The sequence below is a fragment of the Bradyrhizobium cajani genome (genome assembly GCF_009759665.1).
GTDB classification, from domain to species: domain Bacteria; phylum Pseudomonadota; class Alphaproteobacteria; order Rhizobiales; family Xanthobacteraceae; genus Bradyrhizobium; species Bradyrhizobium cajani.
Map to the genome: position 1 here is coordinate 66495 of NZ_WQNE01000007.1, position 15969 is coordinate 82463.

The window sequence follows — 15969 nt, forward strand, 5'->3', positions numbered from 1 at the left end:
ACTCGTGAAAATCATGATCCGCCGGTCTCCGGACGCGGGCCTGTCGATCTACGTGCCAAAAAAGGATCTCGAAGAGCCAATCGTTGAATCCGAGTACGAGACGCTATGGGGCGGCTGGATCAAAGTAGCTAATGGCTGGGTGCTCGATTTACCTGAGATGCCGAGCGGCACACGGTTACCGATCACAATCAACGCTAAAAAACGGGGCGAGAACGGGGACGATCCGTGAAGGCGCCCCCACAGATCGACTTTGTCGATGCTGCCGATGCAAAGGCGACGCTCGTGGACATCGCTGCCGGCCTGAGGGCCGCGAGCGTCATTCCCTATCTCGGTCCTGGCATCGCCGAAATTGTGCAGATCCGATATGCCGACCACGCCAGAGGCGTTGGCCAGCTTCTTCGCGAGCAAGGTTGCGCTGCCGCGGCGAGCTAGGGCAATGCGTGGGTGGGCCTCGGCGCAGCATATCGAGATCAGCAAACACTCGTCCGCCGTGACGGCATTGGTGACGCAGGCCTTCGCTGAGCCAGTCGAGCCGACGCGGTTGCGCCATCATCTTGCGTCCCTATCCCTGCCCGTCATAGTCGACGCGTGGTATGATGCCGCCATGCGCGAGGCAGTGGGTAATCGCGATGGGGCGAAGTGCAGGTATCACCCGCATCGGCATTGGCGAGGATCGTTGGTATCGTTTTTACGAGTCACTTGGCCAAGAGGTCGACAGTGCCGTCACCGGCAGCTGGGTGACGGTGTTGTACCAGCCGCACGGCAGCGTGCAGCCGGCCAACAACTACCTTATCTCCGACGCTGGCTATGTCGAGGCGTCGACCGGAATCTGCATTCAGGCACCAAATTGCGGACATCATCAAGGAAAGGCGAACCGGACAGACCTTTCTCTTCATCTGCTGTCGCTTCAACGACCAGCTCTTGCGTGGCTATGCCCGGAAGACCATCAAGCGAAGTCGGCCGACACCCACTATGCGATCGTTGATGCGGACGCGCTCTCTCGCAACGAGCTCCACTTTCTACTCGAGCAGGGCCTTACACCGCTTGCGATTGGGCTCCCTTGCGCGGTTGAGATACTGATCACCCATTAGCGTCCTTGTGAAGCCCGAATCCCCCAGCTCGTATCGACTTATTTGCGAGAGCCGCAACGCGAAAAGATCCGTTCAGATGGAGCCGGGTTAGGGTGAGCTCAGCGCGAGAATGAATGCGCAGGCCACGGCGCGCTGTGTTAGAATGACGACGTATCTGTCGCACTGACAACAAGTGCATCATTGCATGTTCTTACATGCGCCAGCGCCCATGGTTTCCGCTAACTCGTTGGCGTATGGCTGCAATTCCATCGTCGCCGCCATGGCATGCAAGTTGCTCCCCAGTTTCTTGAGGCTCGCTCACGGACGGTCCTGGGAGGCCGATGATGCCTGCAGGGAAAATGAAAATGAATGCGGTCGTCGGACGCGGAAAATATGTCAAAGCGGCAGTGGATGGCGGCAAGATGAAGCCCGCCGCGGAGTATAAGGGCTGCCGCGCTTCGGCCAACACCGGGCAGGCGAGCTGCGGCTCGCAGGCGGGGCAAGGCGATCTACCGATCGAAATCTGGGAAAAGGTCAAGAACCATCCCTGCTATAGCGAAGAAGCGCATCATCATTACGCCCGCATGCATGTCGCGGTCGCGCCTGCCTGCAACATCCAGTGCAACTACTGCAACCGAAAATACGACTGCGCCAATGAATCGCGTCCGGGTGTGGTGAGCGAGAAGCTCACGCCCGAGCAGGCGGTAAGAAAAGTGCTCGCGGTCGCGACCACTATTCCGCAGTTGACGGTCCTTGGCATCGCTGGTCCCGGCGACCCTCTGGCCAATCCAGCAAAGACGTTCAAGACCTTCGAGCTGGTCGCCAAGGCGGCTCCGGATATCAAGCTGTGTTTGTCAACCAACGGACTGGCTCTGCCGGACCATATTGATACCATCGCCGGGTCCAAAATTGACCACGTCACCATCACCATCAACATGGTCGATCCCGAAATCGGCGCCAAGATCTATCCGTGGATCTTCTTCAACCACAAGCGCTACACCGGCATCGACGCGGCAAGGATACTCACCGATCGCCAGCTGCAAGGCCTCGAGATGCTTAGCGAACGGGGTATCCTGTGCAAGGTCAACTCGGTGATGATTCCAAACATCAACGACGACCACTTGGTCGAGGTCAACAAGGCGGTGAAGTCGCGCGGTGCCTTCCTTCATAATATCATGCCACTGATCTCAGCGCCTGAACACGGCACGGTATTTGGCCTCAACGGTCAGCGCGGACCAACTGCGTGGGAATTGAAGGCGCTGCAAGATGCTTGTGAAGGGGAGATAAAAATGATGCGGCATTGCCGCCAGTGCCGCGCCGATGCGGTAGGTTTACTCGGGGAGGACCGCAGCGCGGAGTTTACCACCGATCAGCTCATGAAAATGGACGTCCAATATGACTTAAAGATGCGCAAGGGTTATCAGGACGGGGTAGAGGATGAGCGCGCCGCCAAAGTCGCGGCCGCCCAAAAGGAGCTTACGGAATTTGCCGGAGAGATGAGCGCGATCACTCTTCTAGTGGCCGTCGCAACCAAGGGCTCAGGGTTGATCAACGAGCACTTTGGGCATGCAAAGGAATTCCAGGTCTACGAACTTTCTACATCCGGCGCCAAATTCGTCGGCCACCGCCGCGTGGATGTTTACTGCCAAGGCGGTTATGGCGAGGAGGACAGGCTTTACGCCATCATGGGTGGCATCCATGACTGCCATGCGGTCTTCGTGTCAAAGATCGGCGGCTGCCCGAAAAGCAATCTGATCAAGGCGGGGATCGAGCCGGTCGATCAATACGCCCATGAGTTCATTGAGAAGTCGGCGATCGCTTGGTTCAAATCCTATCTGGACAAGGTGAAACGCGGGGAGATCCAGCACGAGCAGCGCGGCGACGCCGCGATCCGGCAGGGATCTCGGATCTCTGCAGCGTAAAAGGGGGAATATGTGCCATTCAAGATCATCGCCTCGCAGTGTACGAGCTGCTCAGCCTGCGAACCCTTATGTCCGAACGATGCCATCTCGGAGAAGAGGGGGAGCTTTGTCATTGAAGCGGCGAAATGCACTGAATGTGTTGGCCATTTCGACGAGCCGCAATGTGTCGCCGCCTGTCCGGTCGACAATACCTGCGTGGTTGACACATCCTTGCCTCGCTACCAGGCGCAAGCCTAAAGCGTGAGGCCCATGAGTGGCATGCCAGCAGCTGGTTACGAAAGCGTCATAACCTTCGTGCTGCGCTCTGGCGGCGGCGCAGGCGCCGACGTTCGGTCCTCTATGACGGACGAGGACTGCGCCGGATTGCCCTGCGATCGTGCTGTATCTGGTCGGCAGCACGGGCTTGGCGGGCATTCCATTCCGCGCGGTGGTCCAAAGGCGCTTCGCGATGCCGAGAGTGGCCTTCTCGGCAGCGCTGCTATCGTGGATGTGACTGACGATGCCGCGCGAGGATGAAGTGAATGCAGAATCTCGCCTGCGGGGGCCGAAGCGGCTCCCCGCACCCCTAAAGGAGCGATGCATGAGAGGCGATACATGAACAGCATCGTTCGCGACAGCGACGTCGTCGAGCTCAATCAGCCGCCTGTCTACAGCTTTGGCCAAAAAGTGCGAGCCAATCGCACCATCCGCAATGATGGCACCTATCGCGGCAAGGAGATTGGCGACGTTTTAGTCAAGAAGGGAGAGGTGGGTTACGTCGTATCGATCGGCACGTTCCTGCAGCAATTCTACATCTACGGCGTCGAGTATCTGGAAAGCGGCTACCGCGTTGGCATGAAGCGCAAGGAACTGGAGTCGGTGGACGCCTGCGAGGAGATCGATGATCTGCCATTGCCGGAGGAGTTATGACGCCGGCCGGCTTTCCGAAATATCGACGTGGCCAGCGGGTCAAGACCGCAGTCGACCTCATCAATGACCACTCATTTCCCGATAGGGAGCCCGAAGGAGTCTTGCTTGCCGCCGGAGCGCCGGTGAGATCATCAACGTCGCGATCCATACCGAAGCGAACGTGCCGATCTACATTGTCGATTTTGGTGAGCAGCTGCTCATCGGCTGCCTTGAAGAAGAAATCACAGTGCTTTGAATGGAGGCTTTCGCCATGAATGCTGCGCTGATGAGAAAGGTAAAGGCCGGGCTGGTGCCTCACCCCAACGAGCTCGATCGTAAACGGATCGAGCGCGGCTTGAGCTCGCGCAAGCGCTATCTCTACGTCTCGCCGAACGTGACGCCGGTGAGGGGCGGTTACCTCGTCGAGAGCCCCTGTTGCTCGCGCAACATCGACGAGGATGGCGCACTCATCGATGTCGCGCTGATTCATTATGATGCCGTGACCGGGATCTGGAAGCTGTTTCGCAAGAACCACGCGCGCGGAATCTGGGAATTTTACAGCCTTTACCATCGGTTGACTTCTGCAATCGACGAATTGAATGCGGATCCGGAGCGTCTGTTTTGGCAATGATGCCCCGCCTTTCACGAGCCACAGAGGAGCCACGATGGCGCTCACCGCGGAGGAATTGATCGAAATCGAGCGGCTGCTTGCAGCCGATGGCGCCGAGAAGGGTTCGTTTGTCGAGCTGCAGCGCCGCTTTCCGCAGCTTGCTTGGGTGCGCTGTGATGCGTCGGATGTGGCGGACCAGCCGTTCCGGCAGTTTCCGCGTTTCGACCTTCATCTGATCGATGGATCGGATCACTGCGTGCAGATTACAGCCGATCCGACGCGGGCGACCGGCATAGTGTTGGCCAAAAGGAATGTTGGGCGGTGAGCACTGAACTGGCAGAGTATCGGCTTGATGGCGCGCACACTGTGGAGGAGAATGCATCATTCATTCCACTGTCCGATCCCCGATATCACCTTTGCCGAGCTCTCTGCCGTGGAAACGCTGCTGTGTTCGCCGCAGATCTCCAACGGGCAGATTACTGCGGCGTTTGAGCACGCTTTCGCCGCCTATCTTGGTCGCAAATATGCTGTTGCGGTCTCGAGTGGTACCATAGGGCTCCTCCTTGCGCTGAGGGCGTTCGGCATTGGTCCCGGGCACGAGGTTATCGCCTCGCCCTACTCCTTTCGTGAGACCGCGCATGCCATCAGTCTCGCAGGCGCACGAGCGGTATTTGCAGAAATTGACTATTGGTCGGGAGCATTAGTCCCAGCGAGCGCCGAAGAGCGCATCACGGCCAAAACGCGGGCGATTGTCGCCGGCAATCCCAACGGTCATCCAGCGCCGTGGTCGGAGCTGCGCGCGGTCGCCCAGCGCCATCAGCTGATGCTTTTGGAGGATTCCACCGAGGCGATCGGATCGAGCTACAAGGGTGAGCTCGTCGGCCGGTTTGGCGACATCGCGGTGTTCGACTTTGCTCAGCCGCTGGCCCTAACCTGTGGTGAAGGCGGAATGGTTGTGACCGACGATATCGACATCGCGCTCGGCTTGCGTCGGCATCGCGCCCATCGCCTGGACGAGCGCTCTTCCGTTGTTGTCGGTAGCACGGCGCCTTATCAGGCCGGCATGAGCGATCTCACGGCTACCTTGGGCCTAGCGCAGCTCAAGCGTCTCGATGAAATCCTGGAGCGGCGTCGGTTCGTCGAGCAGCTTTATAACGCGCATATGCAATCATTTGAGGGCATCAAGCCGCCTTATGTTGGCCCCGATGTGGTCGAGGTAAACTGGTTGCTTTATCTCGTTCATCTGGGACGCGCTTCACGCGATCGGGGCGCGACGCCATTATCGATGATCTGCGCGGCGCGCAGGTTGAATCCACCGCCTATAGCCAACCGCTACACTTGCAACAACACTACTTTGACTTCGGCTATCGGCGTGGCGATTTCCTGGTTGCGGAAAGAATCGCAGATCGCGCTCTTGCCCTTCCGTTTCACACCCATCTCACGAACAAGCAGATCGAGTTTATCGTGGAGACCATGAAAGATGCGTCGATAAACGTGGGAGCGGGTGCCGCGATTTACTAAGATGATCGTCATCCACGACACGGAAGAACGAGGGTTGAATGGCGGTGAGCGTGGTATTTCTCATCGCGAGAGATGAGCAACGGACCGAGGATACGTCCTTTGTGGCAGCGTTGTCGGATAGCATGGCGGGAGCGTGCCGGATGCCGCTGGAGGTATGCACTTGTCTTAGAGCAGCAAGAGAAATGCTCCAAGCGAGCGCGAAGAAGCCCTTCTCGATAGCAGAGAAGGCGGCGCGTCCAAGGCTGGCGTGAGAGCCTACGCGCCGAGGTGCCCAAAACTAAGCACATCACAGTCGAGATTCTCGGTGTCCGTTCAGGATCTTTAGAGTTATCAAAGCAGGTTATGGTATGAACTCGCAACAAGTCATCATCCACGTCCGCTTCGCTCCGAACGGAAGGGTGATCCAAATCAGCGAGCGTCCGGCGAAGCTCACGCCGAACCAGTGGTTTGACGTCCTCAACGCCCGTGCCAGCTCGGCTTATCGGGCGCTCGCTCGTGGCCGTGGGATTTTTCAGCTGAGCCGGACTGCGATCGAAGCCTTCAAGCAGGAAACTGCGAGGCCGGGATGAGCGAACCTGTAATCGGCAACCTGATGAGCGGTCACATCGAGGTTTTTGTCGTCTGTCCGGCCGATGCCATCGAGGGGAGTGGGGCCATGAGCTTTAGCCTGTCGCGGATTGACGATAAGGGCGAGAGCCGGCCGCTTCCGATTATTGTGGTGCGCACCTTCGGCAATGACTATTTTGGTTACGTGAATCGTTGTCCGCATGAGAACGTCTGGCTGAATATCGGCTCCGGTACGTTTTTCTCGGCAGACCGCTCCTTTCTTAGATGCGGCCGGCACGGTGCAAGATTCGAGGTCGACACAGGGATGTGCATCGACGGCCCCTGCGATGGCCAATCGCTTGAGCCGGTAGCGCTCGCCGTAATCGAAGGTGACGTCTGCCTGTGCGGCGTCAAGCTGCTCGAGGACGACCGGTTTGGCGACCCCTTCGGGGACAGCGACGAAACCATGGATGTCACGATCCATCCGGACTAACGGGCCTATCGCTTTATTGTGCTCAAGCTGCCTTAGGGCGCTTTGCCCTCGCCGTTGTACGCGTGAGCGTTGGTAGATGCGTGCCACAGCTTTTGATGACGGGCACCTCGTCGGATTGCGGCCTTGCACTCCACGACCTGCGCAGCACCAACAAGCTGCTCTTGCGCCGGCTCGTCAAATCGAGCCGGCAGCGGGACATGCCTCCTACCGCCGTGGATATGTTTGAGGGGAAATGCCCCCGGCGGCTGGAAGTTCGCCGAGGGCATCGTCTGGGCGTGGAGAATGGCGGGACCCAGACTGACAGGATCGTTTGGGGATGAGGAATGACGATCCTGTGTCAGAAGGCCGGCCGGTGCAGCTGGCGTTATTGCCGGCGCTGCAACTGCCATGCCAAACCTCGGCTTGTGCGACGCTCTTAGCGAATGGCGCCACCATCGTCAGTAAGGGCCGGTTAGAGCGTGCTCGTTGTTCCGCATTTCCGGCTGAAAGCGCGCGTCTTGACGTGTATCGTGTGAAGCGTGATCCCAATTTGGGACCGCTGTATTATGTTTTAACGTTGCTGCCGATGGGGATGCGACCGGCTTGGTCTGCAGCCTCAAAGGTGGCTCGGCGTTCATCCCTGCCTCTTTGGGCTCTCGCGACGGGCGCTATCTGTTGAGCAAACGATGGATGGGCAGCGGCGGAGCGCAGCGTCCAGCTTCAGGGCGAAAAAGATGCTGTAGGCTCGCGCCGGTCAATGTGGCCAGCCGCTCACCCATGGCAGAACACGGCGCTCGATCCGCCGCACGATCTTCGAGCTCCTCGCTAGGCGGCTCGAGGGTCATGAAGATCGCTGCTCATTCCAAGATACGATAGCGCAAGAGCTGGACCAAATAACCGAGCGTCTCGGTTGTTCTGCGTACGATGCAGAAGGTTGAACGGGAGGTCAAACGCTAAGCGAGGTTTGTCGTGGCCGAAACAGAGGCGAACAACATTGTCGTAACCTTCGCAACAATCGTGAGTCGCGCAAAGCAAGGGATCGTTGCGGAGGCGAACGTTACGCATCTGGTGTGCAACTTGCTTTGGAGAAGTTGGATGGTGAGCAAGCGGGAGCAGAAAGATCGTGATGATGGCTGAAGAGGTTGGAGTTGATCAAGGAGGCTGGTCTGGACGCCAAGATATCTATCGCTGATCGTCGGCGACGACCATCACTATGGCACCCGCTCATTTTGCCTGCTTTGGCGAGCGCGTGTAGGAATCATTAGCATTAATTGGTCGATGCGGCGTTTAGTCGTAAGAGATTGTTGGGGGCGATGTGCTCGCATCTTGTCTCTTCTCAGATGAAGCCCATCGATCACAGGATAGGCGCATGAACTCAGAAACCGAATTCGAGCTTCCTCAACTTTATAGACATCATGTCTTTGCCTGCAACACGCAGCGTCCGCCAACTCATCCGCACGGCAGCTGTGGCGCCTCCGGCGCACAACCCCTATGGGATCGAATGGCCAAGGCGATCGAAGCGCAAGGCCTCAACGATATTGGCTTCACGATGGCGGGCTGCCTTGGCTTTTGTAACTCTGGTCCCTTGATGGTCGTCTATCCCGATGGAGTGTGGTATCGCGCGTCCACGCCTGAGGATGTCGACGAAATCGTAAACTCCCACCTCGCGCAAGGCAAACGTGTCGACCGCCTTGTCATGGTGTTAAAGCGAACCTAACGGCTCGATTAGCGGCCACTTGCCAAGGCTAGCAAGCATCGACGGCTAGCGCGGCGATGAGCTGGCCGCTCGGAGGTCAGATCGTCTGAGATAGAGCGTAGCCATCACGCCCCGGATTTGAGAACAGCAAGTCATTGACGTTTTCGCGGCGTGCCGCCTTTCTTCTCCGGCCCAAGCGGCAAATGGCGGCCTTTGCAACGCGCGTGCTGGGTCGATCTGTTTGTGTACCGTCACCGCTTGCCGCGCGACCCGGAGTTCACAGCGAGAGCAGTGCTGGGCTCCCCGCGTCTCGTGAGATAACGCGTACTTGACGCGTCATCTCGCTCTGTTTGCACCGCGGTGAGGTTAGGGACGCGCTCGATGAGCTCGCCGCGTCCGGTTTGATCAAACGGATCCCCTGAAATGGACCCCGATTTGGGACCAGAGGCTTAGTTGGAAAAAGGCCGCTCCGTCTGATAGACGGAGTGAGCAATGACGAAGAAGACGAGACGCAAGATCGACGCGGCACTGAAGGCAAAGATCGCGCTGGAGGCGGTGCGGGAGCAGGCGACGGTGGCCGATTTGGCCCAGCGCTACGAGGTTCACCCGAACCAGATCTATGCCTGGAAGAAGCAAGTGCTGGAAAAGGCGGCCCGGGCCTTTGACGCGGGTGTCGGGCGGGAGCGCGAGGACGCTCGCGAACGTGAGATCGAGAAGCTGCACGCCAAGATAGGACAACTGACAGTCGAGCACGATTTTTTAGTGCGGAGGTCCGGAAGATGAGCACGCCGGACCGTCGAGCAATGCTCGATCGCGCCGATAAGGCGCGGTCGATCCGCCGGCAATGCATGTTGCTTGGCATCGCGCGCTCTGGCGTCTACCGGCCGCCGCGACCGGCCAACGACAACGACCTTGCTCTGATGCGGCGGGTCGACGAGCTGTTCACCGCCTGGCCGTTCCTGGGGTCGCGGCGAATGACCGCGATGCTGAAGACTGAGGGGCTTCAGGACAATCGCAAGCGCGTGCAGCGCTTGATGCGCAAGATGGGCATCGCGGCGCTGGGACCGAAGCCGAACACGACGAAGCCGGCGCCGGGCCACAAGATCTATCCCTATCTGCTGCGCAACATGACGATCGACCGGCCGAACCAGGTGTGGGCGGCCGACATCACGTATTTGCCCACCGGCCGTGGCTTTCTTTATCTCGTTGAAGGGCTATGCCGACGGTCGCGAGGCCAAGGCAGGAATCGCAAACTGGATCGCCTTCTACAACGGTCGTCGCCTTCATCAGGCACTCGGCTATCGCGCGCCGATGGCGGTCTGGCGCGAACGGATGCAGGCTTCGAAGGCTGTGGACATGATGGACAACGCTGACGAGACTGGGCAAGAACGTCTCGCAAAGCCTGACAGGATCAAAGTCGGGGCAGCTTGCCGGGCAGCCTCTGCTTCTACGAGCTATATCAGCCGCGTTCTGTTGATATGGAATCACGCCGGCCCTCGCGACTACTTGGCCAGGCTCGCGATGAACCCCTGAATGCCGAATATGCTTAGAACCCGGGTGAAGTTATAGCTCAGCACCATCAGGCTGCACTCTCCACGCACCTTGTCAAAGCCACGCAGCAAGAAATGTCGGTATCCAGCGCGGCACTTAAGTGTACCGAAGGGGTGCTCGACCACGGCGGAACGGCGTCGCATCATTGCACCGGCATCGCGCATCCGGGCCAGATGTCGTTCGACAACGTCCTCATGCTCCCAGCGGTAAACGATCCGCAGCTTCGCCTTTTCCGTCAGGCAGGCCGCGCAAAGAGCAGGAGCCACAAGCAGCAACGCGGGCCGCATAACGGATCTGTAATTTGCCGGCAGCATCCCGTTTGCGACCATTCATCGGCTTGAGCCGTTCTCCTGCCGGTCAGTGGTAGACATCGGTATCGGCGTCATAGTGGAAATCACCACGACCAAAACGTCCCTGTGCAGCGAGGCGCTGATTCCGTTCCGCTGGCGGGACATAGGCCGTGACCGCATCCGCTTCGCAGGCCCTCAACGTCTCACCGTTGTAGTATCCTGCATCAGCCATTGCCGTCAGTGTCGTGACCCCAAGTGCCGCCTTGGCCGCCGCCGCCATCGCATATAATTGGCCACTATCATTGCCGTCATTGACCACCTCGCTCGCGACGATCAGCTTGTGTTTTTCGTCGACAGCGAGCTGTACATTATATCCGGCGACTGTGTGGCCTCCCTTCGTCAGGAGGCGAGCGTCAGCGTCTGTCCGCGACAACTGTAGCTCGCCGTTCCCTTCCAGGCGATCGAGATCCGCCTTAGTGCGGGTTCGTCTCTCCATCAGTGCCGCCAGCTTTTCGGGTGTCGGTAGGTCTCGTATGTCTTTGCAATCGATCGACGAGGGCATCTGCGCGGCTTCAGCCGCATCGTTCGCCTCTAGTGCGTTTGCATAGGCTTCTATGTCGCATTCGAGCGCCCTGAGGCGCTCCGCCAGCTTCCTCTGCGTGGTGATGCCCGCTCGCATCGCCACGAAAGAAGGCGCTATCGATGGCCACGAGTTCACCACCCAGAAGATCGAGCGAGCGCGCCAGAAAGACGGAGTCTCTGTTCGCGGCCTTCAACGCCGACCCGTTCTCCTTATGGAAATTGGCTATGGTTCGATAGCCCGGAACGAGCCCGCGCAATAGCCAGATTAGTTCCAAATTGCGCCTGCCTCTCGCTCGAGGCGACGCGAGGGGCGGATCTGATTGATATAGCCGTAGAGATAGAGCTTCAGCAGATCTGCCGGATCATATGGCGGCTGTCCCGCTCCGTTCTGGTGTCGAAAACCAGTGCAACCAGATCAAGGTTCGCAACGTAGGCGTCGATTGCCCGCACCGGATGGCCGCGTCGACGTAGTCCTCGACACGCGGTGGCAGGAGGCTGGTCTGCTCGCGGCATGAACCGCGTTTGAATGCACGAATCATCATGCGAAGAACCGTACACCATCGCGCACCCAGGATTCTTGCCCAGTCTCTGACGCGTTGACCACATGCCCACAGCAACAGCAGCAGACAGGGTTTCTCGCAGCGTGATAGAAACGGATCAGGAGCGGTCAGTTTCCAACTAACAAACCTGTTCAAGCGGTCCCGCTCCGCGGATCCATTTCACCCCTTTCTGATCCTGTTCTAGCGTCAGAACTTGTAAGTGACGCCGCCGCTGACGAGCCACGGGTCGATGTTGGCGCGACCGGTGACGGCAAGCGCATTGTTTACGGTCGCGGAGTACTCCGGCCGCAGCCATAGCTTCTTCACGTCAAAGTTGAGGCCCCAGTGCCGATCAAGCATGTAATCGAAGCCAAATTGGACCGCCGCGCCGAATTGGTTGCTGATGCGCAAATCCGTAACGGCAAGGCCAGCGAGCGACGTATTGGCAGCCGATTGGTTGAAGAATGCGGTGTAGTTGATGCCCGCGCCGATATAGGGCTTGAGCGCGCCGAAATCGGTGAAGTGATATTGCAGGGTCAGTGTTGGCGGCAACAGCCAGGCTTTGCCGATATCGAGGCCAGTGAGCGCGCCATTGCCGCTGATGTGATGGCTAGTTACGCCGAGAATGAGTTCGGCGGCAACGTTTCTCGTGAAGAAATAGGTGATGTCGAGCTCGGGTATGACTTGATCGCTGATCGAAAGCCCAGAACTTGGTGAGGACAGCGAGGGCACCCCGGCGACGCTGACTGAGCTGCCTTCGGTGTCCGGCAAAACGCCAAGTACGCGCAGGCGGATCATCCATGGATTGAAGGGTTCGATCGGGGGCGCTTTATAGTAGATCGGCGCCTGGCCCAGATCTGCAGCCTGTACCGGGATGCTGACCAACGAGGTTGCTAGCGCGAGGAGTGACGCCCTCGTCAGAACTGTCCTTGTTCTCATCGAATTCTCCATTCCAGAATCCGTGCGAAGAGCCGCACGATATCTCTGTCACACACCGGGAAGGGCGGAGGATTTGATGCTGATCAAAATGGAAGCGAGCAGAGCGCAATTATGCCGCTAAGTTGCATAATGATCACTGCCGCGCAGGGTCGAGATCTGTTCTGATCCTTATTCAATTCAAGAGAGGCGGGTCTGTTCAAGAAGCCGCATCTCGGATTGTTGCTCTGATCCAATCCAGGCCGCGGACATTATGCGCGACAAAGGCTGCACCTGTCACCGCCTCTCACAAGAGTGAGAAGCGCGGCGATCGAGCGCAATATAGACGATGCCACTTACGGGCAGCCACTCGCGCGGGCCGTCTTAGCGAAGGTCCCGTCGCTTATTGCCCGTGAAGGAAGCCGGAGTGGGAAACGTCATCCTTACTTTATTGATCGACTGGGGGCCGCTCCTTCGTTTCCTCAGGCCTGCGCACAACGCCTGGGGTTTGCTTCGTGCAAACACCCCTCGAGATCATCTTGCGTCTTGCGGCCAAGCAGCGACAGCACGGGCTCATGATCGAGCCCGGCACATCGTGCCCCGTCTACGTCGATCAGCGGTCGTCGTATCAGGAGCGGATCGCCCACCATCAATGCGAGTGCGCTTGCCGCGCCGATAGTATCGGGATTGATTTCGCCTGACTTGATACGTGCCGCAGCTCGGTTGAACCAGGAGCCGACGGGCATATTGCCGAAGAAGCTACGTAATTCCTCCGCATCCCATGGCTCCTTCAAGATGTCTTGAGCGATCACGTCGTGGCCGGCGGATTTCAGCGCTTGAATCTGACGCGCGTTAGCGGCGCAGCCGGGTTTCTGATAGAGGATGATTGTCGCCACGATATACCTCTGTAGGCGCGCTGAGCTGAACGATTGAGCACGGCGCGGCTGCTTCGGGAGCCTCTTCAATTTCTTGCCGGATCACCTCCAAAGTCCGCGCACCAAGCGCCGTACCATGTATGCAACCTCGCCGCTGGTGCGCCAGATTGCGGGCCAACCGGCATATTCACTGTCGTCGAATCGGAGCAAGTTCCGTTCCACACGTGAGGGCATCGGAACAGGTCGCGCAAATCGGCTTTCCGCGTTGATCGTTGTGGTCGTTGTTAGTTTTCTGACAGCCGCGCAAATCCTGTTAGATCTAAAACAGCCAGGGCCTTACTCACCGGCTAGTTGGTTTTCAGAAACGTAATCAGAAGCTTAAGGAGCGCGGTCAAGCGTTGGCACGGCGGTTGCTAATAGGCGGCAGCAACACTGACTGAGGGCTGAGTGCACGCCGACGCGTAAGACGAGCGATGCGCTCCTTCCCTTGAACCCGTGTGCCCCCGTTTCTGAGAAAGAAACAAGCTCGCGCGCAAGAAGCGCAACTTTTGGCAAATCGGTTGATGGAGAACAACATGTCTTCACTGAGACAAATCGCGTTCTACGGGAAGGGCGGCATCGGCAAGTCGACCACTTCGCAGAACACGCTGGCGGCGCTGGCCGAGATGGGTCAAAAAATCCTGATTGTTGGGTGCGACCCGAAAGCGGACTCGACCCGCCTGATTCTGCACGCTAAGGCGCAAGACACGATTTTGAGCCTTGCAGCGAACGCCGGCAGCGTGGAGGACCTCGAGCTCGAGGACGTAATGAAGGTCGGCTACAGGGACATTCGCTGCGTGGAGTCCGGTGGTCCTGAGCCGGGTGTCGGCTGCGCCGGCCGCGGCGTCATTACCTCGATCAATTTCCTGGAGGAGAACGGCGCCTACGAAAACATTGACTATGTCTCATACGACGTGCTCGGCGACGTCGTTTGCGGTGGTTTTGCGATGCCGATCCGCGAGAACAAGGCGCAGGAAATCTATATCGTGATGTCCGGTGAAATGATGGCGATGTATGCCGCGAACAACATTTCCAAGGGAATCCTGAAATACGCAAACTCTGGCGGCGTGCGGCTGGGCGGTCTGATCTGCAATGAGCGGCAGACGGACAAGGAGTTGGAACTGGCGGAAGCGTTGGCCAAGAAGCTAGGTACTCAGCTGATCTACTTCGTGCCGCGCGACAACGTGGTGCAGCATGCCGAGTTGCGCCGCATGACGGTGCTCGAATATGCACCCGAGTCCAAGCAGGCCGATCACTATCGCAATCTTGCGACCAAGGTTCACAAAAATGGCGGCAAAGGCATCATCCCGACTCCAATCTCCATGGACGAGCTCGAGGACATGCTGATGGAGCATGGCATTATGAAGCCCGTGGACGAATCCATCATCGGCAAGACCGCCGCCGAACTCGCGGCCTCGTAAAGGCCGCGAGTCGCGGCCTTGCGAAGGTGCGCGACGAATGCCGGTCTCCCTCACCGACGCCTCCCGGGAGGCCGGCATTCTGACGATCGATCTTGACCAAAACCAGGATGCGGCAGGGAAAACCTGACTGCTGTGGAACCTTCAAAATATGTTCGAAGCGCAATACCTTCCGTTCATGGCTGCTTGTGCAGTTGATGCCAACAGCCAGATACACATGGGAATTGCAACCTACCGTCTGCTCACCGGTGTGCCTCCTGCAGATGCCGATATTGCCATTGACAGCAATTTCGATCGCCATGTCCTGGCGTCTATCTTGGCGGCTGCCACAATGGATGGTGGCTCCCTTCCCGAGAAGGCCGGCCTGTCCGGCCTTGAACTGGCGACCTTGCTGGAGCAGTGCTTTCCCTCGCTTGAGATCAAGCTGGCGGAGCAGCTCTCGGTTTTTAAGTGCGAAGGGGACGAAGAGATCGCAATGCTGCGCGATCTCTTGCTCAAGCAACGCTCGACGGAACGGGATATCGGCCACTGGCTGGCTGCGATGATAGCGCGGCGCGCCATTGAGCCAGGCCATCTTTGGGAAGCTCTCGGCTTGCGCAATCGCGGCGAACTCTCCCGGCTGCTGAGCCGCCATTTCGCGCCGCTCGCCGCGCGCAATGTCAACAATATGCGCTGGAAGCGCTTCTTCTACCGCATGCTTTGTGAAAATGAAGGCCTCTCGATGTGCACGACACCCGTGTGCAACCAATGTGACGACTTCAACATCTGCTTCGGCGAAGAAAGCGGTGAGAGCCGGATGGCTGAGCGCCGGCGCGATTGTCTGTTGCAGGCGGCTCGGCCGGTCGTTGCCGGCGGCTGGCCTTCTGAACCGCCACAAGGGTCCGCGATCGCACCATCATTGGGGAAAGCCTCGCAGGATTCGGTAAGCCGCGCGGAAGTTGAGGGCGCGGCTGACGCCGTTTCGAGCGAGTGACCATGTGTCCAAGGCGGCGGCGGGCTCAAGTGCTCCGCAACATTTCTCACATCCTGGCAGGC

Annotated in this window: 17 protein-coding genes and 4 pseudogenes; 16 read left to right on the top strand and 5 right to left on the bottom strand. The window is 58.6% G+C overall.

What is annotated here, in order from left to right:
• The first annotated feature begins 4 nt into the window (after window positions 1-4).
• The 14 genes and pseudogenes from nifT to GPL20_RS40285 all read left to right on the top strand — a co-directional run bounded on the left by nifT (window position 5) and on the right by GPL20_RS40285 (window position 10258).
• Window positions 5-229, top strand: a complete 225-nt coding sequence (nifT, locus tag GPL20_RS11330; RefSeq protein ID WP_254124909.1) for a putative nitrogen fixation protein NifT — start codon at window positions 5-7, stop codon at window positions 227-229.
• Window positions 226-1091 (top strand): annotated as a pseudogene (locus GPL20_RS40280) (SIR2 family protein). The gene nifT and the pseudogene GPL20_RS40280 overlap by 4 nt, the downstream one beginning before the upstream one ends.
• A 401-nt stretch (window positions 1092-1492) precedes the next feature.
• On the top strand, window positions 1493-2992 hold the full coding sequence (gene nifB, locus GPL20_RS11340; RefSeq protein WP_157329720.1) for a nitrogenase cofactor biosynthesis protein NifB: 1500 nt from the start codon (window positions 1493-1495) through the stop codon (window positions 2990-2992).
• Window positions 2993-3004: 12 nt separating this feature from the next.
• Window positions 3005-3229: a 4Fe-4S binding protein gene (locus GPL20_RS11345; RefSeq protein WP_254124911.1), complete on the top strand. Its 225-nt coding sequence runs from the start codon at window positions 3005-3007 to the stop codon at window positions 3227-3229.
• Between the two features lie 357 nt (window positions 3230-3586).
• Window positions 3587-3901, top strand: a complete 315-nt coding sequence (locus GPL20_RS11350) for a nitrogen fixation protein NifZ (protein ID WP_100233566.1) — start codon at window positions 3587-3589, stop codon at window positions 3899-3901.
• Window positions 3898-4136: pseudogene (locus GPL20_RS11355) on the top strand (nitrogen fixation protein NifZ). The gene GPL20_RS11350 and the pseudogene GPL20_RS11355 overlap by 4 nt, the downstream one beginning before the upstream one ends.
• Before the next feature lie 15 nt (window positions 4137-4151).
• Complete coding sequence (locus GPL20_RS11360) at window positions 4152-4511, top strand: DUF3024 domain-containing protein (protein WP_157329610.1); 360 nt, start codon at window positions 4152-4154, stop codon at window positions 4509-4511.
• 34 nt (window positions 4512-4545) lie between these two features.
• Window positions 4546-4815 carry a DUF6129 family protein gene (locus GPL20_RS11365; protein ID WP_100233564.1) on the top strand — a complete coding sequence of 90 codons (270 nt, stop codon included), beginning with the start codon at window positions 4546-4548 and terminating at the stop codon, window positions 4813-4815.
• Between the two features lie 41 nt (window positions 4816-4856).
• Window positions 4857-6011 (top strand): annotated as a pseudogene (locus GPL20_RS11370) (DegT/DnrJ/EryC1/StrS family aminotransferase).
• Window positions 6012-6576: 565 nt separating this feature from the next.
• Window positions 6577-7050: a Rieske (2Fe-2S) protein gene (locus GPL20_RS11375; RefSeq protein ID WP_157329611.1), complete on the top strand. Its 474-nt coding sequence runs from the start codon at window positions 6577-6579 to the stop codon at window positions 7048-7050.
• Between the two features lie 1348 nt (window positions 7051-8398).
• The gene (locus GPL20_RS11380; RefSeq protein WP_100233561.1) at window positions 8399-8746 is read left to right on the top strand and encodes a (2Fe-2S) ferredoxin domain-containing protein; all 348 of its coding nucleotides are present in this window, start codon (window positions 8399-8401) and stop codon (window positions 8744-8746) included.
• Between the two features lie 471 nt (window positions 8747-9217).
• Complete coding sequence (locus GPL20_RS11385) at window positions 9218-9508, top strand: transposase (protein ID WP_157329612.1); 291 nt, start codon at window positions 9218-9220, stop codon at window positions 9506-9508.
• Entirely contained in the window at window positions 9505-10098 is a 594-nt protein-coding gene (locus tag GPL20_RS11390) for an IS3 family transposase (protein ID WP_157329613.1), read from the top strand. The genes GPL20_RS11385 and GPL20_RS11390 overlap by 4 nt, the downstream gene beginning before the upstream one ends.
• Window positions 9983-10258 (top strand): hypothetical protein, encoded by a 276-nt coding sequence (locus tag GPL20_RS40285; RefSeq protein ID WP_373568187.1) that lies wholly within the window; start codon window positions 9983-9985, stop codon window positions 10256-10258. The genes GPL20_RS11390 and GPL20_RS40285 overlap by 116 nt, the downstream gene beginning before the upstream one ends.
• Here the strand turns inward: GPL20_RS40285 and GPL20_RS11395 are convergent.
• The 5 genes and pseudogenes from GPL20_RS11395 to GPL20_RS11415 all read right to left on the bottom strand — a co-directional run bounded on the left by GPL20_RS11395 (window position 10228) and on the right by GPL20_RS11415 (window position 13498).
• Window positions 10228-10605 (bottom strand): transposase, encoded by a 378-nt coding sequence (locus GPL20_RS11395; protein WP_157329614.1) that lies wholly within the window; start codon window positions 10603-10605, stop codon window positions 10228-10230. The two genes, GPL20_RS40285 and GPL20_RS11395, sit on opposite strands and share 31 nt — an antisense overlap.
• A 28-nt stretch (window positions 10606-10633) precedes the next feature.
• A complete protein-coding gene (locus GPL20_RS11400; RefSeq protein WP_246250411.1) occupies window positions 10634-11245 on the bottom strand; it encodes a transposase in 612 nt (203 codons plus the stop codon).
• A gap of 168 nt (window positions 11246-11413) precedes the next feature.
• Window positions 11414-11521 (bottom strand): annotated as a pseudogene (locus GPL20_RS40290) (transposase); the annotation flags it as partial.
• A gap of 373 nt (window positions 11522-11894) precedes the next feature.
• A complete protein-coding gene (locus tag GPL20_RS11410) occupies window positions 11895-12638 on the bottom strand; it encodes an OmpW/AlkL family protein (RefSeq protein ID WP_167532984.1) in 744 nt (247 codons plus the stop codon).
• Window positions 12639-13084: 446 nt separating this feature from the next.
• Window positions 13085-13498 (bottom strand): ArsC/Spx/MgsR family protein, encoded by a 414-nt coding sequence (locus GPL20_RS11415; RefSeq protein ID WP_254124913.1) that lies wholly within the window; start codon window positions 13496-13498, stop codon window positions 13085-13087.
• Between the two features lie 554 nt (window positions 13499-14052).
• Here GPL20_RS11415 and nifH point away from each other — a divergent pair.
• Window positions 14053-14937, top strand: a complete 885-nt coding sequence (nifH, locus tag GPL20_RS11420) for a nitrogenase iron protein (protein WP_100233658.1) — start codon at window positions 14053-14055, stop codon at window positions 14935-14937.
• Window positions 14938-15085: 148 nt separating this feature from the next.
• Window positions 15086-15907 (top strand): nitrogen fixation protein NifQ, encoded by an 822-nt coding sequence (locus tag GPL20_RS11425; RefSeq protein WP_157329617.1) that lies wholly within the window; start codon window positions 15086-15088, stop codon window positions 15905-15907.
• Window positions 15908-15969: the final 62 nt, after the last annotated feature.

What these genes read in the sequence shown, in the direction of transcription:
- nifB (WP_157329720.1), top strand. Translation starts at nt 1,493, where the DNA reads ATGAAGCCCGCCGCGGAGTATAAGGGCTGCCGCGCTTCGGCCAACACC.
- GPL20_RS11350 (WP_100233566.1), top strand. Translation starts at nt 3,587, where the DNA reads ATGAACAGCATCGTTCGCGACAGCGACGTCGTCGAGCTCAATCAGCCG.
- GPL20_RS11360 (WP_157329610.1), top strand. Translation starts at nt 4,152, where the DNA reads ATGAATGCTGCGCTGATGAGAAAGGTAAAGGCCGGGCTGGTGCCTCAC.
- GPL20_RS11365 (WP_100233564.1), top strand. Translation starts at nt 4,546, where the DNA reads ATGGCGCTCACCGCGGAGGAATTGATCGAAATCGAGCGGCTGCTTGCA.
- GPL20_RS11375 (WP_157329611.1), top strand. Translation starts at nt 6,577, where the DNA reads ATGAGCGAACCTGTAATCGGCAACCTGATGAGCGGTCACATCGAGGTT.
- GPL20_RS11380 (WP_100233561.1), top strand. Translation starts at nt 8,399, where the DNA reads ATGAACTCAGAAACCGAATTCGAGCTTCCTCAACTTTATAGACATCAT.
- GPL20_RS11385 (WP_157329612.1), top strand. Translation starts at nt 9,218, where the DNA reads ATGACGAAGAAGACGAGACGCAAGATCGACGCGGCACTGAAGGCAAAG.
- GPL20_RS11390 (WP_157329613.1), top strand. Translation starts at nt 9,505, where the DNA reads ATGAGCACGCCGGACCGTCGAGCAATGCTCGATCGCGCCGATAAGGCG.
- GPL20_RS11395 (WP_157329614.1), bottom strand. Translation starts at nt 10,605, where the DNA reads ATGGTCGCAAACGGGATGCTGCCGGCAAATTACAGATCCGTTATGCGG.
- GPL20_RS11400 (WP_246250411.1), bottom strand. Translation starts at nt 11,245, where the DNA reads ATGCGAGCGGGCATCACCACGCAGAGGAAGCTGGCGGAGCGCCTCAGG.
- GPL20_RS11410 (WP_167532984.1), bottom strand. Translation starts at nt 12,638, where the DNA reads ATGGAGAATTCGATGAGAACAAGGACAGTTCTGACGAGGGCGTCACTC.
- nifH (WP_100233658.1), top strand. Translation starts at nt 14,053, where the DNA reads ATGTCTTCACTGAGACAAATCGCGTTCTACGGGAAGGGCGGCATCGGC.
- GPL20_RS11425 (WP_157329617.1), top strand. Translation starts at nt 15,086, where the DNA reads ATGTTCGAAGCGCAATACCTTCCGTTCATGGCTGCTTGTGCAGTTGAT.